Here is a 22981-nt window from a genome sequence, read left to right as displayed (position 1 = left end):
TTCTCCTGTAAACGTGTCGATGCGACAGTTTGAACTCATCCAGGCTTAGACCATCACTGGCAGGGCGGCAATTGAAGATGCTTCATGCGGGGGGAAGTATTTGAAAAACCATACAGAAAAGTTAATGAATTTTTAAGGAAAGGAGATTATGTTGGCGCGATAACTGTTTTTCATCGGGAAATGACATGCGCACTAAATATACAAGCCTGCAAATCGGCATCCACTGGCTGGTGTTTCTGTTAATCATCGTCGCCTACTGCGCCATGGAGTTCAGGGGTTTCTTCCCGCGTACCGCGCGTCCGGCAATCAATATGATCCACGTCTCATGCGGGATCGGTATTCTGGTGCTGATGGTGACGCGTCTGCTGGTTCGCCTGAAGTTCCGCGCGCCGCCGATTCAGCCGAAGCCAAAAGCGATGGTGACGGGGATGTCTCATCTGGGGCATCTGGTGGTGTATCTGCTGTTTATTGCGCTGCCGCTGATTGGCATTGTGATGATGTATAACCGGGGCAGCGACTGGTTTGCCTTTGGCCTGGCGATGCCGCATGCGGCGGAGTCCAATTTTGACCTGGTTGATACGCTGAAGGAGTGGCACGAGACGCTGGCAAACCTGGGCTATTTTGTGATTGGCCTGCACGCGGCGGCGGCGCTGATGCATCACTATTTCTGGAAAGATAATACTCTTCTGCGCATGATGCCGAAAAAGCGTTCGTAGTCATTAACGCTTGCCGGGTGGCGGTTACGCCTTACCCGGCCTACGATGCAATTCCAGAATCGTAGGCCGGGATCGCTACGCGTCACCCGGCTTGTTTTTTAACCCAGCAAAGCACGCTCTTCAGCACTTAATGCCAGCGCCTGCGTTGACCCCGTCTCAGACGACTTAACCGCCGCTTCCAGCACGGCCATGACTGCCAGTGCCTCAACGGGGTGGACAGGATTGGTCATTTTCCCAAGCAGTGCGTCACGCACGTTGATGTAATACTGGCGCTGATCGCCTTTCGGGGTAGGGATCGTCTGCGGCGCGCCGTCAGCGCCAAAGAAAACCATGCTGTCGCTGTCTTCGCCCCAGGCTTCACTCCCGGGAATCACCCCGGAGAGCAGCTGCGCTTCCTGCTGATCGATTCTGGCCTTCACCACGCTGCCCTTGTCCCCGTGGACGGCAAAGCGTGCCGTACCTCCAGCCACCAGCATGCTGGCGTGCAGGATCACCTTATGCTCCGGGTAGTTTAAGACCACGTGCGCCCAGTCGTTGATTTCTGCACCGTCGCGCAGCGTCGCGATATTCCCCTGAACCGACTGCGGCAGGCCAAAGAGCTGCAGCGTCTGGTCGATAAGATGAGGCCCCAGGTCAAACCACAGGCCGCTCCCGGGGACATTCTGCTCGCGCCAGCGCACGCGCACTTCCGGGCGGAAGCGGTCGATGTGCGATTCCAGGTGCTTAACCTTGCCGAGCGTGCCTTGCTCAATGATCTGCTTAATGCCGAGGAAATCGCTGTCCCAGCGACGGTTGTGGAAGACAGAAAGCAGTAGCTGCTTTTCATCCGCCAGCGCAATCAGGTCGCGGGCTTCCTGCATGTCGAGGGTAAAAGGCTTATCCACGACCACGTGTTTACCCGCGTTCAGGGCCAGCGTCGCCAGCGGGGCGTGCGTGGCGTTGGGGGAGGCAATCACAACCAGATCGATATCAGGATGCCCAATGGCCTCTTCCGGTGTCGCCACCACCTGTACGTCCGGCAGGTCGCGTTTGACCTTCTCTTCATCACGAGAAGAGACCACCGCCAGCTTAAGCCCGTCCACAGACTGGATTAACGGGGCATGGAAGGTTTTACCCACAAATCCATACCCGATCAGCGCAATGTTGATTGTTCGAACTGTACTCATGAACTTCTCCACGTTAATTCGCGCACACCGTGACCTGCAATGCGCCGGGGTCCCCAAGCTCAGGCCAGGGACGATCTAAAAAGAGTTGTTGAATGTTAGATAACCCTGAAACCAGATACGGTTCGCAGCGGTTGACTTTCAGGTGATCGGCAACAATCCAGCGCGCATGGCTTGCTTCAAGCATCGCGCGTTTGACCTCGGCATCCGCTTCTTTACCCGCGCTCAAACCGAGTTCAGCATGAATGGCGCACGCCCCGAGGATGGCGATATCTGCCCGATAGCGGGACAGCAAGGACAACGTGGCGCTTCCGGCAAACAGGCGCTGCTGGTGGTCCCATTTCCCGCCGAGGAGGATCAGCTCAACGTCTTCCCGATCGCTAAAGTGCTGGGCAATATCCAGAGACGTGGTAATGACGGTGAGCGGCCCGCGAAGAAAGGAAGCGACAGCCATCACCGTGCTTCCCGCATCCAGAAACAGGGTAGAACCCGCAGGAACCTGCTGTGCGACCTGTTTTCCCAGGCGCCGTTTGGTTTCCGGCAGCAGCGTATTGCGGCCCTGGCGATTCATGGCGGAAAGGTTCAGCGCGATGGCCCCGCCGTGGTTCTTCTGCGCCAGCCCCTGATTTTCCAGGTCGGTCAGATCCCGTCGGATGGTGTCGGCTGAAACCTGCAGCTTTTCTGCCAGCTCGGTGATGCTGGCCTGGCCTTGCTCGCTCAGGATATCCAGAACGTGGCGTTGTCGTGCGGTTTTGTGCATCGGTGTGCATTCCTGCAAAATGTCGCAATAATTCGCATAATACAGCATTTTAGCGCAGAGAAAAGGGCAACGTCATTTTGATGTCGTGGAGAGGCGTGATGATTCAGATGCGTGATTATTAAAATTTTATTAAGGAGGTATAAGTAAGCCGTTTTGAATGTTAACCATAATGTTATTGTTATGTTTTATTTAATGATTTGGGTTATGTAACCACTGCATAACCATTATGCGGGCTTTAATTCTCAATAATTGTCTTAATATGGTTTTAAATCGCTTTAATTAGTTTATTAATAGCGTTAAGTTTTGTCATGGGCGGTTCGGCTACTTAAATTGACACTTCTTTGAAAATCTTTGTGTCTGACCCGACCGGAAATTAACGCAAAAATGTGCAGGTAACGAATTAAGAATTTTCCTTAAATAACAGTCGGTTTATATGTTTCATCTGAAAGGTCATTTTCAGAGTTTTGTCCAGAAACCCCATCTTTTTTCTTAATTGTAACACCGCATTAACATTGTGGGTGTAGTGGCCTATAACTCATTTTGTTATGCTGCTAACCACTTTAAGAAATAAGTAAATTCTTAATTTAAATAAGACGCAGGCAGATCTCATCTCCAGAGGAAATGGGTATGGGGAGTTTTACCTAAAATTCGGCAAGGATGCTAAATAAGATATTTGTCTAATTATCTATACCTCTTTTTGGGTAATTGCTTCAGTGTCACTCAGAGTCAGGGAGATAAAAATGACGATATTGCGAAAGCCTATGTTACGCCAATTTACAGCAGCACTGGCATTCATTTCATTAGCCATAAATACGGCTTACGCCAATAGTAGCCAGGTGGGCATTGCCCCGGTTGCCACGACAACCTTAAAAGAAAGTATTCTTTTTGCTATCGATCGCGATCCGTCAATTAGTCAGCAGGCTGCGCAATTAGGTATTGGCCAGGCACAAATAGATGAAGCACGCAGCGGCTGGATGCCGCAAATATCGTTGAACGGGAGCACAGGGCACAGCCAGACCACCGATTCCAGCGGGTCGCTGAAGAATTCAGCCGCCTGGGGGCTGAGCCTGACGCAGCTGCTGTACGATTTTGGCAAGACCAATAACAGCATCAGCCAGTCCTCGTCCCGGCGCGACAGCTACCGCTATCAGCTGATGGGCACGCTCTCTGACGTGGCGGAAAAAACCGCGCTGAGCTATGTCGAGGTCAAACGCTATTCCGATCTGCTGCAGGCGGCAAAGGAGAACGTTCAGGCGCTTAAAAATGTTGAGCAGCTGGCAAAGCTGCGCGCCGACGCGGGCGTGAGTTCCACCTCTGATGAGCTCCAGACCCGCACGCGTATTGCCGGCATGCAGGCGACGGTCGCGCAGTATCAAGCCGCCTTAAACAGCGCCCGCGCAAGGCTCGCGGTATTAACCGGCATGCAGGCAGATAACTTTTCGCCTGTACCTGCAAACCTCGCGGTCGAGCCTGATTCGCTCAACCGCATTGATTATTCGCTGATACCGGCGGTCATGGCTGCGCAAAACATGGAGCGCTCTGCCCAGTATGGCGTGGAAACCGCTAAGTCCCAGCACTGGCCAACCTTAAGCCTGAAGGGGGGGCGTACCCGTTACGAGTCGGACAACCGTTCGTACTGGGACGACCAAATCCAGCTCAATATAGACGCACCGCTTTATCAGGGGGGCGCGGTCTCAGCACGCGTGCGCCAGGCTGAAGGAGCACGGGCAATGGCCTCCTCTCAGGTCGATCAGGCGCGTTTCGATGTCCTGCAAAAAGCCTCCGTAGCGCAGGCGGACTGGACCGGCGCACGGGGAAGAATGGAGGCGGGGAAGCAGCAGCTGGAAAATGCCCTGCGAGCCCGCGATGTCTATAAAAATGAATACACCCTGAGCAAGCGGAGCATTAACGATCTGCTCAGCGTTGAGCAGGATGTCTGGCAGGCCACCTCGGCGAAAATAATCGCTGAGTATGACGGCTGGAGTTCGGCAATTAATTATGCTTCCGCGGTTGATAATTTAATGCCGCTTATTGGGATAGAGAAAAACGCAGCCGCAAAATTACCCGATTTGAGTTAATAAAAGACGCGCAGCGTTGCGCAAAGTAAGACTGAAAATAATGGGTGTTTTTTCCCAGGGATAGCTACATCCGTCTGGTGGACATATCCACAGGAATCCGTACACCTGCAAGGAGAGAAATATGAGTAACATAAAGGTTGTTGATGTCATCATTCGCAAAACGGCGGAGAAAACGAAATTAACCGGCGAAGGGAATTTGTCGGTCTCTATTTCATCCCCGAGCGTCATTGAAATCCAGGGTTCTGCTCAGGATGTGGTGCGTTATGTCCGCCAGGGTAAAGACCTCCTCATTTATATGAAAGATGGCAGCGTGATTCGCTGCAATAACTATTTTGTTGAAGATCCTGAAACGCATAATCAGTCAGAGCTGGTATTCAACGATCGTCAGGAACTGACGCATATTTCTTTTGCCGATACCGGGGAAGCATCGGGCGTGGCGGTGACCGAATTAACCGCCCAGGCCACACCAATTAGCAGCATTCAACCTTTCCTGGAGCAGGAAAGCGTCTTAAGCGACGCCCCGTGGGGCTGGATTGCCGGGGCTGCGTTAGGCGGCGGCGCCATCGGGGCACTGCTGGCAAACGGCGGTGATGGCGAAACTAAAACAAAAGTTATTGATAATACAAAGGAAGTAGAAAGCGCCACGCCAACCTTTTTGCTGACGGACAATGCGGGTGACAGGCAGGGCGTGCTGACAGCAAACGCGATCACGGACGACAACGCGCCAACCTTTAGCGGTACCGGTCAGCCGGGCGCGACGATCCAGATCAAAGACAGCAGCGGCAGCACCATCGCCAGCGCCATGGTGAGTAAAGAGGGCACCTGGACGGTAAAATTACCGACCCAGACGGACGGGGAACACACCTGGTCTGTGGTGCAGATCGACGGCAGTAAGACCAGCGATGCGGGCAACATCACCGTAACGGTCTCGACCGCCGAGGCCGCCATTACGCTTGCCACCACCGCAGGCGATAACGTGCTTAACGCCAGCGAACAATCCGCGGGCTTTACGCTCTCCGGTGCCAGCAAGAATCTGGCGCAGGGCACCGAACTTACCGTGACGCTGAACGGCAAAACCTACGCGGCTGAAGTAGGGGCAGACGGCGCGTGGAGCGTGAACGTGCCTGCAGCAGACGCGCAGGCGCTGGGCGACGGCACCTGGACGGTTAACGTCAGCGGCAAAGACGCGGCGGGTAACACCGTGAGCGGCAGCCAGACGATCGGCGTGGATACCGCCGCGCCAACCCTCTCTGTCGATACCCTCGCACAGGACAACATCATTAATGCGGCTGAACACAACCAGCCGCTGACCCTGACCGGTAAAACGAATGCGGAAGCCGGTCAGATCGTCACGGTCACGCTGAACGGCAAAAACTATAACGCCACGGTGGGCAGCGACGGCACCTGGTCCGTTACGCTGGCGGCGAACGACGTGCAGGCGCTCAGCGAGGGCAATCACAGCCTGACGGTGAACGTTAGCGACAAAGCGGGCAACGGCTCGTCCGTGACGGCAGATTTCACGGTTGATACCGCCGCGCCGGTCGTGACCATCCATACCGTGGCGGGCGACGATATCCTCAATATCAGCGAGCAGGGCCAGGCGCACATTATTTCCGGCCAGGCGAGCGGTGCAGCCGCGGGCGATGTGGTCACCGTGACCCTCGGCGGCCAGACCTTCACCGGCGTGGTGCTGGCGGACGGCAGCTGGGGCGTTGGCGTTCCGGCGTCCGTGCTGGGCGCGCTGGGTGAAGGCAACCACACGATTTCAGTTTCCGTGACCGACGCGGCAGGCAACACCGGCAATGCCACGCACGGCATTACGCTGAGTGGACACCCGCCAGAATTTACGATTGACGCCATCAGCCAGGATAATGTTCTGAATGCCCAGGAGGCGATGCAGCCGCTGAGCCTGACCGGCACCAGCAACCTGCCTGACGGTAGCGCCATCACCGTGACGCTGAACAACGTCAGCTATCAGGTCACCGTTGAAAACGGCATCTGGGCGGTTCAGGTGCCGGTTTCCGACGTCCTGAATCTGGCGAACACCCTTTACACCGTCAGCGTCAGCGGTACTGACAGCGTGGGTAACAGCGGCTCTGCCGAGGCAAATCTGCTGGTGGATACCGTCCTTCCACAGGTCATCATCAATACGTTTGCGGGCGACAACCTGGTCAATAACGCCGAAGCGGGTGTGGATCAAACGCTCAGCGGTCGCGTCACCGGCGCGGCGGCGGGCGATACCGTTTCTGTCACCGTGGGCGGCAAGAGCTACACCGCCACGGTGGGGAACGATTTGACCTGGAGCGTGAAAATCCCGTCAGCGGATCTTCAGGCGTTCGGCGACGGGGATTTAACCTTCACCGCGTCGGTGACCAATTCGCACGGCAATACCGGCACCGGCGAGCGTGATATCAATATCAACGCCGAGCTGCCGGGGCTGCGCGTGAACACCATTTCCGGCGATGACGTGATCAACGCCATTGAACAGCAGCAGGATCTGACCGTTACCGGCTCCAGCACCCATCTGGCTGCCGGCACGCAGATTACCGTCACCATCAACAACGTTGAGTACGTTACCGCGGTTAACGCCAGCGGCCACTGGCAGATCGGCATTCCGGCGGCGGACCTGCAGTCCTGGACGGCGGGCGGCATGACGGTTAGCGTCAGTGCGGTCGATGCCTGGGGCAATCCCGTTGCGGCTGAACACCCGATCGAACTCGATCTGAACGCCGTGGCGGTCACCATTGATACCGTCTCCGGCGACGACCTGCTGAATGCGGCAGAAAAAGGCGCCGATTTAACCCTTTCCGGCCAGACGCAGGGCGTTGAGGCAGGACAGACCGTGGTGGTGAAATTCGCCGACCAGACCTTTACCGCACAGGTGCAGCAGGACGGCTCCTGGAGCCTGACCGTGCCCGCCAGCGCCATGGAAACCCTGATCGACGGGCGCGCGCAGGTGAGCGTCAGCGTTACTAACGTCAGCGGAAACAGCGCGGACGCCGCGCGCGTGGTCACGGTAGATACGCTGCCGCCAGCGATTACGCTCGATAACCTGACCGCCGACAACATCATCAACGCGGCCGAGGCGCAGCAGGATTTAGCCTTAAGCGGCACCAGCAGTGCTGAAGCAGGCCAGACGGTCACCGTGACGCTGAACGGCAAAACGTATCAGACCACGGTCCAGACGGACGGTACCTGGCAGCTGATCGTACCGGCGGCTGACGTCGGTGCCCTCAATGATGGCATCGTGACCGTGACGGCCACCGTGAGCGACGTGGCGGGCAACGCCAGCAGCGCCGATCGCGTGGGTCTGGTGGATGCGACCGTACCGCAGGTGACCATCAACGACTTTGTCACCGGCACCAACACCGTTAACCAGCTCGCCCATTCGCAGGCGCAGATCCTGAGCGGCTCCGTCACCGGTGCGGCGGCGGGCGACCTTGTGACCATCACCATTAACAGCGTCGATTACACCACCGTGGTGGATGCGGCGGGCAACTGGAGCCTTGGCCTGCCTGCGTCCGTCGTGCAGGGGCTGACTGACGGGACCTGGACAATCGACGTCTCCGTGACCGACAGGTCCGGCAACACCGGAAGCAGTTCGCTGGACGTGGTGGTGAATACCGTGACGCCCGTCATCGGTATCAACACGCTGGCGGCGGACGACGTGATCAACGCGACCGAGAAAGGCGAAGATCTGCAGATTTCCGGCACCAGCAACCAGCCGGAAGGCACAACCATTACGGTCACCCTGAACGGCATTCACTATACGGCCACCGCTGACGCGAGCGGAAACTGGAGCCTGACCGTTCCGGCGGCAAACGTCTCTTCTCTGGGCGAAGCGAACTACACCGTGACGGCGAGCGTCACCGATGGCGTAGGCAACAGCGCTTCAGCCTCGCACGATGTGCTGGTGGACAGCTCGCTGCCGGTAGTAACGATCGACACGCTGGCGGGCGACAATATCGTTAACGCGGCGGAAGTGGCGGCAGGGCAAACCCTGACCGGTAAGGTAACGAACGCGGCGTCAGGTGACACTGTCACGATTATCCTCGGCGGCCAGACATACACGGCTACCGTGCAGGACGATCTCACCTGGAGCCTGCCGTTAACCCAGAGCCAGTTCACCGTGCTCGGCAATGGCGATCTCACCGTATCGGCCAGCGTCACCAACGCGCACGGCAATACCGGCTCCTCTTCGCTCGACTTCACCATCGACGCCCAGCTTCCGGGACTGCGTATTGATACGGTCGCAGGTGACGACGTGATCAACGTGATTGAACACGCACAGAACCTGATTGTATCCGGCACCAGCACCGATCTGGCGGCGGGCAGCGCCGTTACCGTGACCATTAACGGCAAAGTGTATTCCGCAACGGTGCTGGCCGACGGCACCTGGCAGGCAGCGGTACCGGCGGCGGACGTGTCCCAGTGGGCGGATGGCTCGCTGGATATCAAGGCAAGCGCCCAGGATGCCTCCGGCAACCCGGTAACCATCGGGACCGTCGTGGACGTCGATCTCGCTCCGGTCGCCATCACCATCAGCAGCGTGACCGACGACAACGTGCTTAACGCGGCGGAAAAAGGCCAGGATCTGGTACTTTCCGGCACCACTTCCAACGTGGAAGCGGGCCAGACCGTCACCATCACCTTTGCAGGGAAAACGTACACCACGACGGTGGATGGCAACGGCGACTGGACCTGGACCGTTCCGGCTGCGGATTTGAGCGGCCTGAAAGAAGGCGACGCCAGCGTGCAGGTCAGCGTGACCAACGTGAACGGCAACGCGGCGTCTTCGGCGCAGGAATTCAGCGTCGATACCACCGCGCCGACGGTGACCATCAACACCATCAGCAATGACAATATGCTGAACGCGGCTGAGGCAGCGCAGGATCTGACCCTGAGCGGGACGTCCACTGCCGAAGCAGGCCAGACGGTAACCGTGACCTTCAACGGCAACCAGTACACGGCGCAGGTGCAGGCGGACGGCAGCTGGACGCTGGACGTGCCGGCGGCGGATATGGCTGGCATCACCGACGGCAGTGCGGCGGTAACGGCGACCGTGTCCGATAAGGCGGGCAACCCGGCCAGCGCGGGCTCCTCAGTGCTGGTCGACACCACCGTACCGCAGATTTCGTTCAACATCGTTGCGGGCGACGACGTCGTGAATATTGCCGAGCACGGCCAGGCGCTGATCGTCTCCGGTAAGGTGGCGGGCGCGCAGGCGGGCGACGTGATTACCGTGACCCTGAACGGTAAAGACTACTCCGCCATGCTGGACGCGTCCGGCAGCTGGAGCGTGGGCGTTCCGGCGGCGGACGTAGGCGCGCTGGCAAACGGCGAGCAGACGATCTCCGCGACCCTCACCGACAAAGCCGGTAACAGCACCACCGCGACGCACGAGTTTGACGTCTCCCTGACCGCGCCGGTGATTGCCATTAATACCCTGGCGGTTGATGACGTGATCAACGCGACCGAGAAAGGCCAGGATCTGCAGGTGTCCGGCACCAGTAACCAGCCGGACGGCACGACCATTACGGTGACCCTGAACGGCATCAGCTATACGGCCACCACCGACGCGAGCGGGAACTGGAGCCTGACCGTTCCGGCGGCAAACGTCTCGGCGCTGGGCGAAGCGAGCTACGCCGTGACGGCGAGCGTGACCGACAGCACGGGCAACAGCGCGAGCACCGGCCACAGCGTGCTGGTCGACAGCGCGCTGCCGCAGGTCACCATCAACCCAGTCGCGACTGACGATGTCATTAACGCGGCGGAAGTGGCTGCCGGGCAGACCCTGAGCGGCAAAGTGAGCGGTGCGGCGAGCGGTGACACTGTCACTGTTTCTATCGGCGGCAATACCTATACGGCGACGGTTCAGGACGACCTGAGCTGGTCGGTCAACGTGCCGTCTACGGTCTTAACCGCCATCGGTAACGGCGATCTGACGGTGTCAGCCAGCGTCACTAACGGCCACGGCAACACCGGAACGGGCGAGCGCGACATCACCATTGATGCCAACCTGCCGGGCCTGCGCGTCGATACCGTGGCGGGTGACGATGTCATCAACAGCATTGAGCACGCACAAAACCTGATTATCACCGGCTCCAGCGACGGACTGGCGAGCGGCTCAGCGCTGACGGTCACCGTCAACGGCAAAACCTACGCGGCCACCGTACTGGCGGACGGGACCTGGACGGCGGCCATTCCGGCGGCAGACGTCAGCGCGCTGAATGCGGGTACGATCGCCGTTACCGTGGAAGGCCAGAGCGCGGCGGGTAATCCGGTTTCCATCAGCCATGACGTGAAGGTGGATCTGTCGGCAGTCGCCATCAGCATTAACCCGATTGCCTCTGACGACGTGATTAACGCGGCGGAGAAAGGCGCGGACCTGGTGCTGTCCGGCTCCACCACCAACGTAGAAGAAAACCAGACCGTTACCATTAGCTTCGGCGGTAAGTCGTACACCGCGACGGTCGATTCCGACGGCAACTGGACGGCGACCGTACCGTCTGCCGATTTGGGCAGCCTGAAAGACGGCGATGCCAGCGTGCAGGTGAGCGTCACCAACGTGAACGGCAACAGCGCCTCGGCGGGCCGCGAGTACAGCGTGGACGCGACCGCGCCGACGGTGTCTATTGAAATCATCAGCGACAACAACATCATCAATGCGGCCGAAGCGCAGCAGGATCTGGTGATTAACGGCGTGACCAACGCCGAAGCGGGCCAGACCGTCACCGTGACGCTGAACGGCGTGGACTACACCACCACCGTGCAGGCCAACGGCAGCTGGAGCGTGACCGTGCCGTCCGCGGATCTGAGCGGTATTACCGACGGGAACTACACCGTCAGCGCCGCCGTGTCGGATAAAGCGGGCAACCCGGCCTCCGCGGATCGCGACGTGCTGGTGGATACCACCGTTCCACAGTTGACCATTCACACCGTGTCCGACGACGACGTAATCAACAGCGCCGAGCATGCGCAGGCCCTGATTGTCACCGGTTCCGTGACGGGCGCGGCGGCGGGCGACGTGGTCACGGTCACCCTCAACGGCAAATCGTACACCGCCACCCTGGACGCCTCCGGCAACTGGAGCGTGGGCGTGCCTGCGGCGGACGTCACCGCGCTGGCCGCCGGGGATTACACCATTACCGCGGCGCTGACCGATAAAGCGGGCAACAGCAACAGCGCCACGCACGGCGTGGCGGTGAACCTGACCGCGCCGGGGCTGACCATTGACACCGTTTCCGGTGACGATGTGATCAACAACACCGAGAAAACCCAGGATATGACCCTCTCCGGTACGGCTTCCGGCCTGGCGGCAGGCGCGGTGGTGACCGTGATGCTGAACGGCAAAGCGTACAGCGCGCAGGTGGACGATAGCGGAAAATGGACCACCACCGTTCCGGCGAGCGAAGTCGGTCAGCTGGGCGAGGCGCTTTATACCATCACTGCCTCAGCAACGGACAGCGTCGGCAACAGCACCAGCGCGTCGCATACCGTGAACGTGGAGTCCGTTCTGCCGGGCGTGATCGTTAACACCATTGCGGGCGACGACGTCATTAACGCGGCGGAGCTGGCAGCCGGCCAGACCATCAGCGGTAAGGTAGTGAATGCCGAAGCGGGCAATACCGTGACCGTGACCATTGGCGGTAACAGCTACACCGCAACGGTGCAGAGCGATCTCACCTGGTCCGTTAACGTGCCGTCGGACGTGCTGACCGCGCTGGGTAACGGCGATTTGACGGTGTCGGCCAGCGTGACCAACGGCGTCGGCAACAGCGGATCCGCTGAGCGCGATATCGCTATCGACGCTAACCTGCCGGGCCTGCGCGTGGATACCGTGGCGGGCGACGACGTGATCAACAGCATCGAACACGGACAGAACCTGATTATCACCGGCACCAGCGACGGGCTGGCGGCTGGCGCGGCATTGACCGTGACCGTCAACGGCAAAACCTATCCGGCGACCGTGCTGGCGGACGGTACCTGGAGCGCGGCGATCCCGGCGGCAGACGTGAGTGCTCTCACAGCAGGCACGGTTACCGTGACCGTTGCAGGCCAGAGCAGCGCCGGTAATCCGGTCTCCATCAGCCATGATGTGACGGTAGATCTGGCGACCGTTGCCATCAGCATCGATGCGATTGCCGCCGACGACGTGATTAACGCCGCCGAGAAGGGCGCGGATCTGGTGCTCTCCGGGGCGACCTCGAACGTTGAGGAAAACCAGACCGTCACCATCACCTTCGGCGGCAAGAGCTACACCGCGACCGTAGGCGCCGACGGCAAATGGACGACCACGGTGCCAGCCGCCGATCTGGCGGGTCTGAAAGATGGCGACGCCAGCGTGCAGGTGAGCGTCACCAACGTGAACGGCAACAGCGCCTCGGCGGGCCGCGAGTACAGCGTGGATGCGACCGCGCCGTCCGTGACCATCAACACCCTGGCGACGGACGACATCCTCAATGCCGCCGAAGCGAAGAGCGATCTGGCCGTGTCCGGCACCAGTACCGCCGAAGCGGGCCAGACGGTCACCGTATCGCTGAACGGCAAAGACTACACCACAACCGTCAGCGCGGACGGCAGCTGGACGTTGAACGTCCCGGCGGCCGATGTTGCGGCCCTGACGGACGGCAGCGTGACCGTCACCGCCAGCGTCAGCGACAAGGCGGGCAACCCGGCGTCGGTCGATCATACTCTGACGGTGGACGTGACCGTGCCTGCGGTGACCATCAATACCGTGGCGGGCGACGATGTCATTAACATCGCAGAACACGGCCAGGCGCAAATCATCAGCGGCACCGCCACCGGTGCTGCCGCAGGCGATAAGGTGACCGTCACGATTGGCGGCCAGACCTACACCACCGTGCTGGACGCGGCGGGGAACTGGAGCGTGGGCGTCCCGGCGAGCGTGATTTCCGGCCTCAGCGACGGCACCGTGACCGTCACGGCGTCGGTCACCGACGCGGCGGGCAATACCGGTACCGGTACGCATAACGTGACCGTCGATACCGGTCTGCCATCGGTCAGCTTCAATGCCATCAGCGACGATAACGTGCTGAACGCGGTAGAGAAGGGTCAGGATCTGAGCGTCAGCGGCACCAGCGCCAACCTGGCGGAAGGCACCGTGGTCACCGTGACCCTCAACGGCAAAAACTACACGGCGACGACCGCCGCAGACGGCACCTGGAGCCTGACCGTTCCGGCAGCGGATCTGGCCGGTCTGGGTCAGGCCAACTACACCCTGAACGCGACCGCCACAAACGGGGTGGGCAACAGCGTAAGCAACTCTGCAAACCTGCTGGTGGACACCGCGCTGCCAACGGTCATCATCAACACCGTGGCGGGCGACAACGTCATCAACGCGGCGGAAGTGGCGGCAGGCCAGACGCTGAGCGGTACCGTGGCGAATGCCGAAGCGGGCAACACCGTGACCGTGACCATTGGCGGCAACAGCTATACCGCGACGGTGCAGAACGATCTGACCTGGTCCGTCAGCGTGCCGTCTGACGTGCTGACCGCGCTGGGCAACGGCAGCCTGAGCGTGACGGCGACCGTCACCAACGGCCACGGCAATACCGGCACCGGCGAGCGCGAGATCGCTATCGACGCTAACCTGCCGGGCCTGCGCGTGGATACCGTGGCGGGCGACAACGTGGTCAACAGCATCGAGCATGCGCAGAACCTCATTGTTACCGGCTCCAGCGACGGGCTGACACCGGGCACGGCGCTGACCGTCACCGTCAACGGTAAAGACTATGCGGCCACGGTGCTGGCGGACGGCACCTGGAGCGCGGCGATCCCGTCGACCGACGTGAGCGCGTGGCCGGAAGGCACCGTCAAAATCAGCGTTACCGGCGACAGTTCAGCGGGTAACCCGGTGACCATCAGCCACGATGTGACGGTAGATCTGGCGACCGTTGCCATCAGCATCAACTCCATCGCCACCGACGACGTGATTAACGCGGCGGAGAAGGGCGCGGATCTGGTGCTGTCCGGTGCGACCACCAACGTGGAAGCCGGGCAAACCGTGACCATCAGCCTGAACGGCAAAATCTATAGCGCGACAGTAGACGACAGCGGCAACTGGACCTGGACCGTGCCGTCTGCGGATCTGGCACACCTCAAGGATGGCGATGCCAGCGTGCAGGTGAGCGTCACCAACGTGAACGGCAACAGCGCCTCGGCGGGCCGCGAGTACAGCGTGGATGCCACCGCGCCGACCGTGACCATCAGCACCCTGGCGACGGACGACATTCTCAATGCCGCCGAAGCGAAGAGCGATCTGACCGTGTCCGGCACCACCACCGCCGAAGCGGGCCAGACGGTAACCGTGACGCTGAACGGCAAAGACTACACCACAACCGCAGGCGCGGACGGCAGCTGGACGCTGAGCGTTCCGGCGGCGGATCTGGCGGCGCTTGGCGACGGCAGCGTCACCGTGACGGCGAGCGTCAGCGACAAGGCGGGCAACCCGGCGTCGGTCGATCATACTCTGACGGTGGACGTGACCGTGCCTGCGGTGACCATCAATACCGTAGCGGGCGACGACGTGATTAACATCACTGAGCACGCTCAGGCGCAAATCGTCAGCGGCACCGCCACCGGCGCGGCAGCGGGCGATAAGGTGACCGTCACCATCGGCGGCCAGACGTACACCACCGTGCTGGACGCGGCGGGTAACTGGAGCGTGGGCGTCCCGGCCAGCGTGATTTCCGGCCTCAGCGACGGCACCGTAACCGTCACGGCGTCGGTCACCGACGCGGCGGGCAATACCGGTACCGGCACGCATAACGTGACCGTCGATACCGGCCTGCCGTCCGTGGCCTTCAACGCCATCAGAGGCGACAACGTGCTGAACGCGGTAGAGAAGGGTCAGGACCTGAGCGTCAGCGGCACCAGCGCCAACCTGGCGGAAGGCACCGTGGTGACCGTGACTCTGAACGGTAAAAACTACGCGGCCACGACGGCGGCGGATGGTACCTGGAGCCTGACGGTCCCGGCGGCGGATCTCGCGAGCCTGGGCGAAGCAAACTACACCCTGAGCGCGGCTGCGACCAACGGCGTGGGCAACAGCGTGAGCAACACCGCGAACCTGCTGGTGGACACCGCGCTGCCGGGCGTCACCATCAACACCATCGCGGGCGATAACGTCATCAACGCGGCGGAAGTGGCCGCGGGCCAGACCATCAGCGGCAAGGTAACGAACGCGGAAGCGGGCAATACCGTCACCGTGACCATTGGCGGCAACACGTACACCGCGACGGTACAGAGCGATCTGACCTGGTCCGTGAGCGTGCCGGAGTCCGTCCTGACGGCGCTGGGCAACGGTGACCTGACGGTGTCAGCAACCGTCACCAACGGCCATGGCAACACGGGCGCAGGCGATCGCGAAATCGCTATCGACGCCAGCCTGCCGGGCCTGCGCGTCGATACCGTGGCGGGCGATGATGTCATCAACAGCATCGAACATACTCAAAACCTGATCGTCTCCGGCACCAGCGACGGGCTGGCTGTAGGCACAACGCTCACCGTGACCGTCAATGGCAAAACCTATGCGGCCTCCGTGCTGGCGGACGGTTCCTGGAGCGCGGCGATCCCGGCGGCAGACGTCGGGGCCTTCGCAGCTGGTACGGTCACCGTGACCGTTGCTGGCCAGAGCGCGGCGGGCAACCCGGTGACTATCAGCCATGACGTGACCGTAGATCTGTCTGCCGTCGCCGTCAGCATCGATGCGATTGCCACCGACGACGTGATTAACGCGGCGGAGAAAGGCGCGGATCTGGTGCTGTCCGGCAGCACCTCGAACGTGGAGGAAAACCAGACCGTCACCATCACCTTCGGCGGCAAGACTTACGCCGCGAAGGTGGATGCCGACGGCAACTGGACGGCCACCGTGCCGTCTGCGGATCTCGCGGGCCTGAAGGACGGCGATGCCAGCGTGCAGGTGAGCGTCACCAACGCGCACGGCAACAGCGCCTCGGCGGGCCGTGAATATAGCGTGGACGCGACTGCGCCAACCGTGACCATTGATACGGTCGCAGGCGATAACGTGATTAACAGCAGCGAAGCGGCTGCGGGCGTGGCCATTTCCGGCACTACCACGGCGGAAGTCGGGCAGACGGTCAACGTGACGCTGGGCGGTAAGAGCTATACCGCCCAGGTGCAGCAGGGCGGGATCTGGAGCGTGAACGTGCCGGGTACCGACCTGTCCGCGCTGGCGGATAACGGCTACACCGTGCAGGTCAGCGTGAGCGACGCCGCGGGTAACCCGGGCAGCGCGGGCAAAGCGATTACGCTTGATACCACGCCGCCGACCGTCAGCTTTAACGTTGTCGCGGGCGATGACGTGATTAACAGCGTGGAGCACGGCCAGGCGCAGATCGTCAGCGGGTCGGCAACCGGCGCGAACGTCGGGGATAAAGTGGTTATCACCATCGGTTCGCACCAGTACACCACTACCGTTGACGCCAGCGGTAACTGGAGCGTGGGCGTTCCGGCCAGCGTGATTTCCGCCCTGACCGACGGCACCGTGACCCTCAGCGCGACCATTACCGACAGCGCGGGTAACAGCAGTACCCAGACTCATGACGTTGTGGTCAATACCGCCTCCGTGGCGCTGACGGTGAACACCGTTAGCGGTGACGACGTGATCAACGCGGCTGAAGCCGGTTCGTCACTGGTGATTAGCGGCTCCAGCGCCCAGTTCGCCAGCGGAACTCAGGTCACCGTGACCCTGAACGGCAAGACCTATACGGCCACCATCCAGAGCGACGGCAGCTGGACGACCACCGTTCCCGCCGCAGACGTGGGTGCCCTGGCCGATGGCGCGAGCTATCAGGTGTCCGTGTCGGCGCAGGACAGCGCGGGCAACAGCGCGTCGGCAACGCACGGCATCAGCGTCGATACCACTGCGCCGGTGGTGAGCATTGGGACGCTGTCGGTTGACGACATGCTGAACGCGGCGGAAGCGCAGCAGCCGCTGACCGTGCACGGATCTTCCAGCGCGGAGGCGGGTCAGACCGTTACCGTGACGCTGGGAGGAAAAACCTACACAGCGCTTGTCGGCAGCGACGGCACCTGGACACTCGACGTGCCTGCAGCAGATCTGGCCGCCCTGAGCCAGGGCGCGCTGACGGTCACCGCCTCGGTCAACGACAAAGCCGGCAACGGCGGCCAGACCACGCACACCTTAACGGTGGATACCGTCGCGCCAACCGTGACCATCAGCACCGTGGCCGATGACGATATCGTCAACAACGCGGAGCAGCTGGCGGGCCAGACCATCCGCGGCACCACCACGGCGGAACAGGGCCAGACGGTGACCGTCTCCTTCAACGGGCATAGCTATCAGGCGACCGTCGGGGCGGACGGATCGTGGTCGGTCTTCGTGCCGGGCCGTGATTTCCTCGGCCTGAGCGACGGGGAGTACACCATCACCGCTTCGGTGAGCGACAGGGCGGGCAACCCGGGCAGCGCAACGCACGACGTGACGCTGAACGGCGATGTCCCAACCATCACCATTAACACCTTTGCGCAGGACGATATCGTCAACGCCGCCGAGCACGGCACGCCGCTGGTCATCAGCGGCACCACCGACGCGCCGGCGGGCCAGACGGTGACCATCACGCTGAACGGTAAAACCTATGCGGCTACCGTCCAGAATGACGGCACCTGGAGCTACACGGTAGGAAGCGCTGACGTGAACGCGCTGGCAGACGGCGGCTCGTACGTGATTAACGCCCAGGTCAGCAACGCCATCGGCAACAGCGCCAGCGATAACCATACCGTCACGGTCGATCTGACCGCGCCGTCGATGGGGATCGCTATTGATTCGCTGCAAAACGATACCGGCCTGAGCGCAACGGATTTCATCACCAACGACAGCCAGGTCGTCGTCAACGGCTCGCTGACCGCGCAGCTCGGCAATAACGAGAAGGCGCAGATCAGCCTGGACGGCGGCGTTACCTGGATTGACCTGACCGTGACCGGCACCGCCTGGCGCTACGCCGATGGCCGCACCCTTTCGGACGGTACGTATCAGTACCAGGTCCGCGTGATTGATAATGCGGGCAACGTGGGGGCAACGGACAGCCAGGACGTGGTGATTGACCTGACGAAGCCTGCGGCAACCACCATTACCGTGGATTCCATTACTCAGGATACCGGTCTGTCCGGCAGCGACTTTATCACCAGCGACAACCAGATCAGCTTGAAAGGGACGCTCGGCGCGGCGCTGGGCAGCGGCGACCACGCGCAGATCAGCCTTGACGGCGGCGTCACCTGGACCGACGTCAGCGTCAGCGGCCTGAGCTGGACGTATGTCGATGGCCGCACGCTGGCCGACGGGGATTACAACTACCAGCTGCGCGTGATTGACGATGCGGGCAACATCAGCGCCACCGCCTCTCAGGTGGTGACCATTGATACCGTTGCGCCGGACGCCAGCAAAACGATCGCTATCGACAGCATCAGCGACGATACCGGCCTGAGCAGCAGCGACTTTGTCACGAAAGATACGTCCCTGACGCTGCACGGCTCGCTCGGCGCGACGCTGGCCGACGGCGAATATGCCCAGATCAGCATCGACGGCGGCGTCACCTGGCAGAACGTGATCGTCACCGGCAACAGCTGGTACTACGTGGATGGCCGCACGCTGGGTAACCAGACCTATGACTACTACGTTCGCGTTGTGGATGCCGCCGGTAACGTGGGCGCCAGCGCCCATCAGCAGGTGACTGTTGATACGGTCGCCCCGGATGCGGCGATTACGGTGACCGTGGATAACATCACCGTGGATACCGGCTTCGACAATAACGACTTCCTGACCAGTTCGACCTCGTACACGCTGCACGGAACGCTTGGCGCAGAGTTAGGGGCGGGTGAGTACGTGCAGGTGAGCGTGGACGGCGGCACCACCTGGGTGTACGCCACCGTCAGCGGGACGCAGTGGAGCTACAGCGATACGCGTACCCTGACCGACGGCAGCCATAGCTACCAGGTGCGGGTCGTTGACCTGGCGGGTAACGTCGGGGCAACCGCCTCGCAGGCGGTGACGGTGGATACGCAGGCGCCGCAGTACGGCATCACCATCGACAGCATCAGCGAAGACACCGGCCAGTCCGGGAGTGATTTCATCACCATGGACACCACGCTGACCATCAACGGTTCGCTGGGCAGCGCGCTGGCAAACGACGAACGCGTGCAGATAAGCCTGGACGGCGGGAATACCTGGTCAGATGCCACGGTCACCAACCAGCGCTGGAGCTACACCGATACCCGCGATCTGGCTGACGGGGACTACACCTACCAGGTGCGGATTATCGACCTGGCGGGCAACGTGGGCTCCACGGCCTCACAGGTCGTCACGGTAGACACCACGCCGCCGACCACGGTGGGCACGGTAGTGAGCTACACCGATGGCGAAGGCGAGCGTCAGGGCACCTTTGGCAGCTCGGTGGCAACGGACGATAACTCGCCGCTGATCAACGGGACGCTTAACCGCGCACCGGACGACGGTGAGATCGTGCAGCTTTACCGTGACGGGGTTCTGCTCGGCCAGGTGACCATGAACGGCAGCGCAAGCTGGTCCTTCCAGGACAACGGCCTGAGCGACGGGAATCACACCTACATCGTGCGCGTCACCGACAGAGCCGGAAACTACACGGAATCCGACGGCTTTGTGCTGAACGTCGATACCAGCATTCCGACCACCACGGCGGCGATTACCGCGCAGACAACGTCGGATACCACGCCGATCGTCACCGGTACCGTCTCCGCTGACCTGGTGAACGGTGAATACCTGGTGGTGACGGTGAACGGCAAAACTTACACCTCGCAGACCGGCGGCGCGGTGGTGGTCGACCCGGATCACAACACCTGGTATCTGCAGATCCCGGACGGCGATGCGCTGGGCGTGGCGAGCTACAGCGTCACGGCGCAGGTGAAGAGCAGCGCGGGTAACGGCAACACCACGGGTACGGCGACCGGCAGCCTGGTGATTGATACCACCTCGGTGAATACCGACTGGGCAACCACTGCGGGGAACAGCAACAACTCGACCATGACGGTGGGGACGAACAGCAGCGGCCTGTGGAATATCATCGCTAACGGACAGTCTTACTCCAGCAGCGATAGCTCAACCTATGCCGGCAATACGCTGACCAACACCCGCGGCTACTACGTGGTGAGCCAGACCGCCGCCGACTTTGACCGTAACGGCACGCAGGATATTTTCGCGACGGAAAATACCTACGCCGGGTCAACGCAGGTGATGTGGACCTACGATGGCAGTACCTATAACGCCAGCCAGCTGGCGATGGGGACCACCATCTGGTACGGCGGCGTGATTGCGTACGATAAAACCGGCGATGGCTATCTGGATCTGGCGTACGGCGATGCCGGCATGGACTCACTGACCTACCTGGTGAACAACAACGGCGTTCTGTCGCCGGACGGCACCGGTGGCGAAGGCGGTTTCTACGGTCAGTTTGATTCCGGGCGCGAAATCTCCGGCGTTGACCTGAACAACGACGGTACGGTGGATATTGTTCAGCACACTAACCGCAGCGGCGCGTACTCGTTAACCGTGATCAACAACAACGGTAACGGCACGCTCTCTATCGGCCAGAACCTGACCAACGTGTTTGTAGGGAACGCCTCGAATACCACCACGGCGGCGTCCATGACGTGGGCGGACTTTAACGGCGATGGCTACATGGATCTGTACCTGGGCAGCAGCTACAACAACAACGGCGGGGTGATTTACTACAACGACGGTACCGGGAAGCTCTCAACTACCAAGAGCGCGGTGGAAGCCTCTAACGCCACGGCGGGGTATCTGTCGGTGGCGGTTGACTGGAACGGTGACGGGCAGATGGACATCGTCAAGCTCAGCAGCTACGGCGGCTCGCAAACGGCGACGCTGTTCACCAACAACGGTTACGGCTCGACCTGGACCGCAAGCCAGCTGGCTTCAGGACTGGCGAACGTCACCGGCGTGGCGGCAGTGGACTACAACTGGGACGGCGCGCAGGATCTGCTGGTCTCCCAGCAGAACGGCAAGGTGGTGCTGGTGCAAAACAGCAAGACCATTGCTGACGGCACCGCGATGCATCTGCACATTGTCGACAGCGAGGGCATCAACGCCTACTACGGCAACACGGTCAATCTGTACAACTCCGCGGGCGTGCTGGTGGCTTCGCAGATCATCAACGCCCAGTCCGGTATCGGTTCGAACGATACCTCTGCGCTGGTGAGCTTCTACGGGCTGGATCCGAATGAAACTTATTCGGCCGAGATCCTGAAGATCACCAACGGCGTGTCGGATAACGTCACCTGGAGCGGTCTGGAGGCGGGCAACGGCAAAGAGGGCTATGTCCTGACGGCCGAAGCGGCCACCGGCGGCCACAGCGGAACCATCACCGGGACCGGGTATAACGACACCTTTATCGCAGAGGATGGCACTTATACCTACAACGGCTCCGGCGGCTGGAATACCCATTCCGACTATGACACCTGGAGCAACACCGGTGGGATGGACGTGGTGGATTACCGCAATGCGACCTCCGGCGTTACCGTTGATTTGCGCCTCTCTACCGCGCAGGACACCGGGTTCGGCACGTCACGACTGCTCAACATTGAGGGCATCAACGGCTCGAACTTCGACGACGTCATTACCGGCAACAGCGGTGATAACCAGTTCGAAGGTCGCGGCGGGAACGACACCTTCAACATCGGCAGCGGCGGTCACGATACGTTGCTCTACAAGCTGATCAACGCTTCGGATGCAACGGGCGGTAACGGTCACGACGTGGTGAACGGCTTTACGGTCGGCACCTGGGAAGGGACCGCGGACACGGATCGCATTGACCTGCGCGATCTGCTCTCCGGCAGCGGCTATACCGGCACGGGCTCGGCGAGCTATGTGAACGGCGTGGCGACGCTGGACAGCAGCGCGGGCAATATCAGCGATTACATCCGCGTGGTGCAGAACGGCAGCAATACCGAGATCCAGGTTGACCTGGACGGTACGGGCGGCCAGTTCTCGCCGACCACACTGGTGACCCTGAACGGCGTGCAGACGGATCTGGCGACGCTGCTGGCGAACCATCAGCTGTTAATTGCGTAAAACAACGCCGCGGGGAGCGATCCCCGCGGCCTTTTGGCGTTTCTTTACACGAATAGTCATAACCCTATATTTCACAAGATTATTTTGCGGGCTCGTTTAGAAAGCGTTCGTTTTTTAATCATCCCGTAAAGGTATCA

4 protein-coding genes and 2 pseudogenes are annotated in these 22981 nt (G+C 60.8%); 4 read left to right on the top strand and 2 right to left on the bottom strand.

What is annotated here, in order from left to right:
- Positions 1-185: 185 nt before the first annotated feature.
- Entirely contained in the window at positions 186-716 is a 531-nt protein-coding gene (gene cybB, locus RVY89_RS07985) for a cytochrome b561 (protein ID WP_484827449.1), read from the top strand.
- A 98-nt stretch (positions 717-814) separates the two neighbouring features.
- Here the strand turns inward: cybB and RVY89_RS07980 are convergent, their stop codons facing one another.
- Both RVY89_RS07980 and RVY89_RS07975 read right to left on the bottom strand, forming a co-directional pair.
- Entirely contained in the window at positions 815-1882 is a 1068-nt protein-coding gene (locus RVY89_RS07980; protein ID WP_484827448.1) for an oxidoreductase, read from the bottom strand.
- 13 nt (positions 1883-1895) lie between these two features.
- Complete coding sequence (locus tag RVY89_RS07975) at positions 1896-2639, bottom strand: DeoR/GlpR family DNA-binding transcription regulator (protein ID WP_371898035.1); 744 nt, start codon at positions 2637-2639, stop codon at positions 1896-1898.
- A 740-nt stretch (positions 2640-3379) separates the two neighbouring features.
- Here RVY89_RS07975 and RVY89_RS07970 point away from each other — a divergent pair.
- From RVY89_RS07970 to RVY89_RS07960, 3 genes and pseudogenes are all read left to right on the top strand, one after another.
- Positions 3380-4717: a TolC family outer membrane protein gene (locus RVY89_RS07970; protein WP_484827447.1), complete on the top strand. Its 1338-nt coding sequence runs from the start codon at positions 3380-3382 to the stop codon at positions 4715-4717.
- A gap of 121 nt (positions 4718-4838) precedes the next feature.
- Positions 4839-5183 (top strand): annotated as a pseudogene (locus RVY89_RS07965) (BapA/Bap/LapF family prefix-like domain-containing protein); the annotation flags it as partial.
- Positions 5184-5321: 138 nt separating this feature from the next.
- Positions 5322-22844, top strand: a pseudogene (locus tag RVY89_RS07960) (Ig-like domain-containing protein); the annotation flags it as partial.
- Positions 22845-22981 lie beyond the last annotated feature (137 nt).

The sequence above is a fragment of the Enterobacter sp. 3U4 genome, from assembly GCF_057224565.1.
Note: the sequence above shows the minus strand (reverse complement) of the source record. Positions and strands in the feature narration are given on the sequence as shown.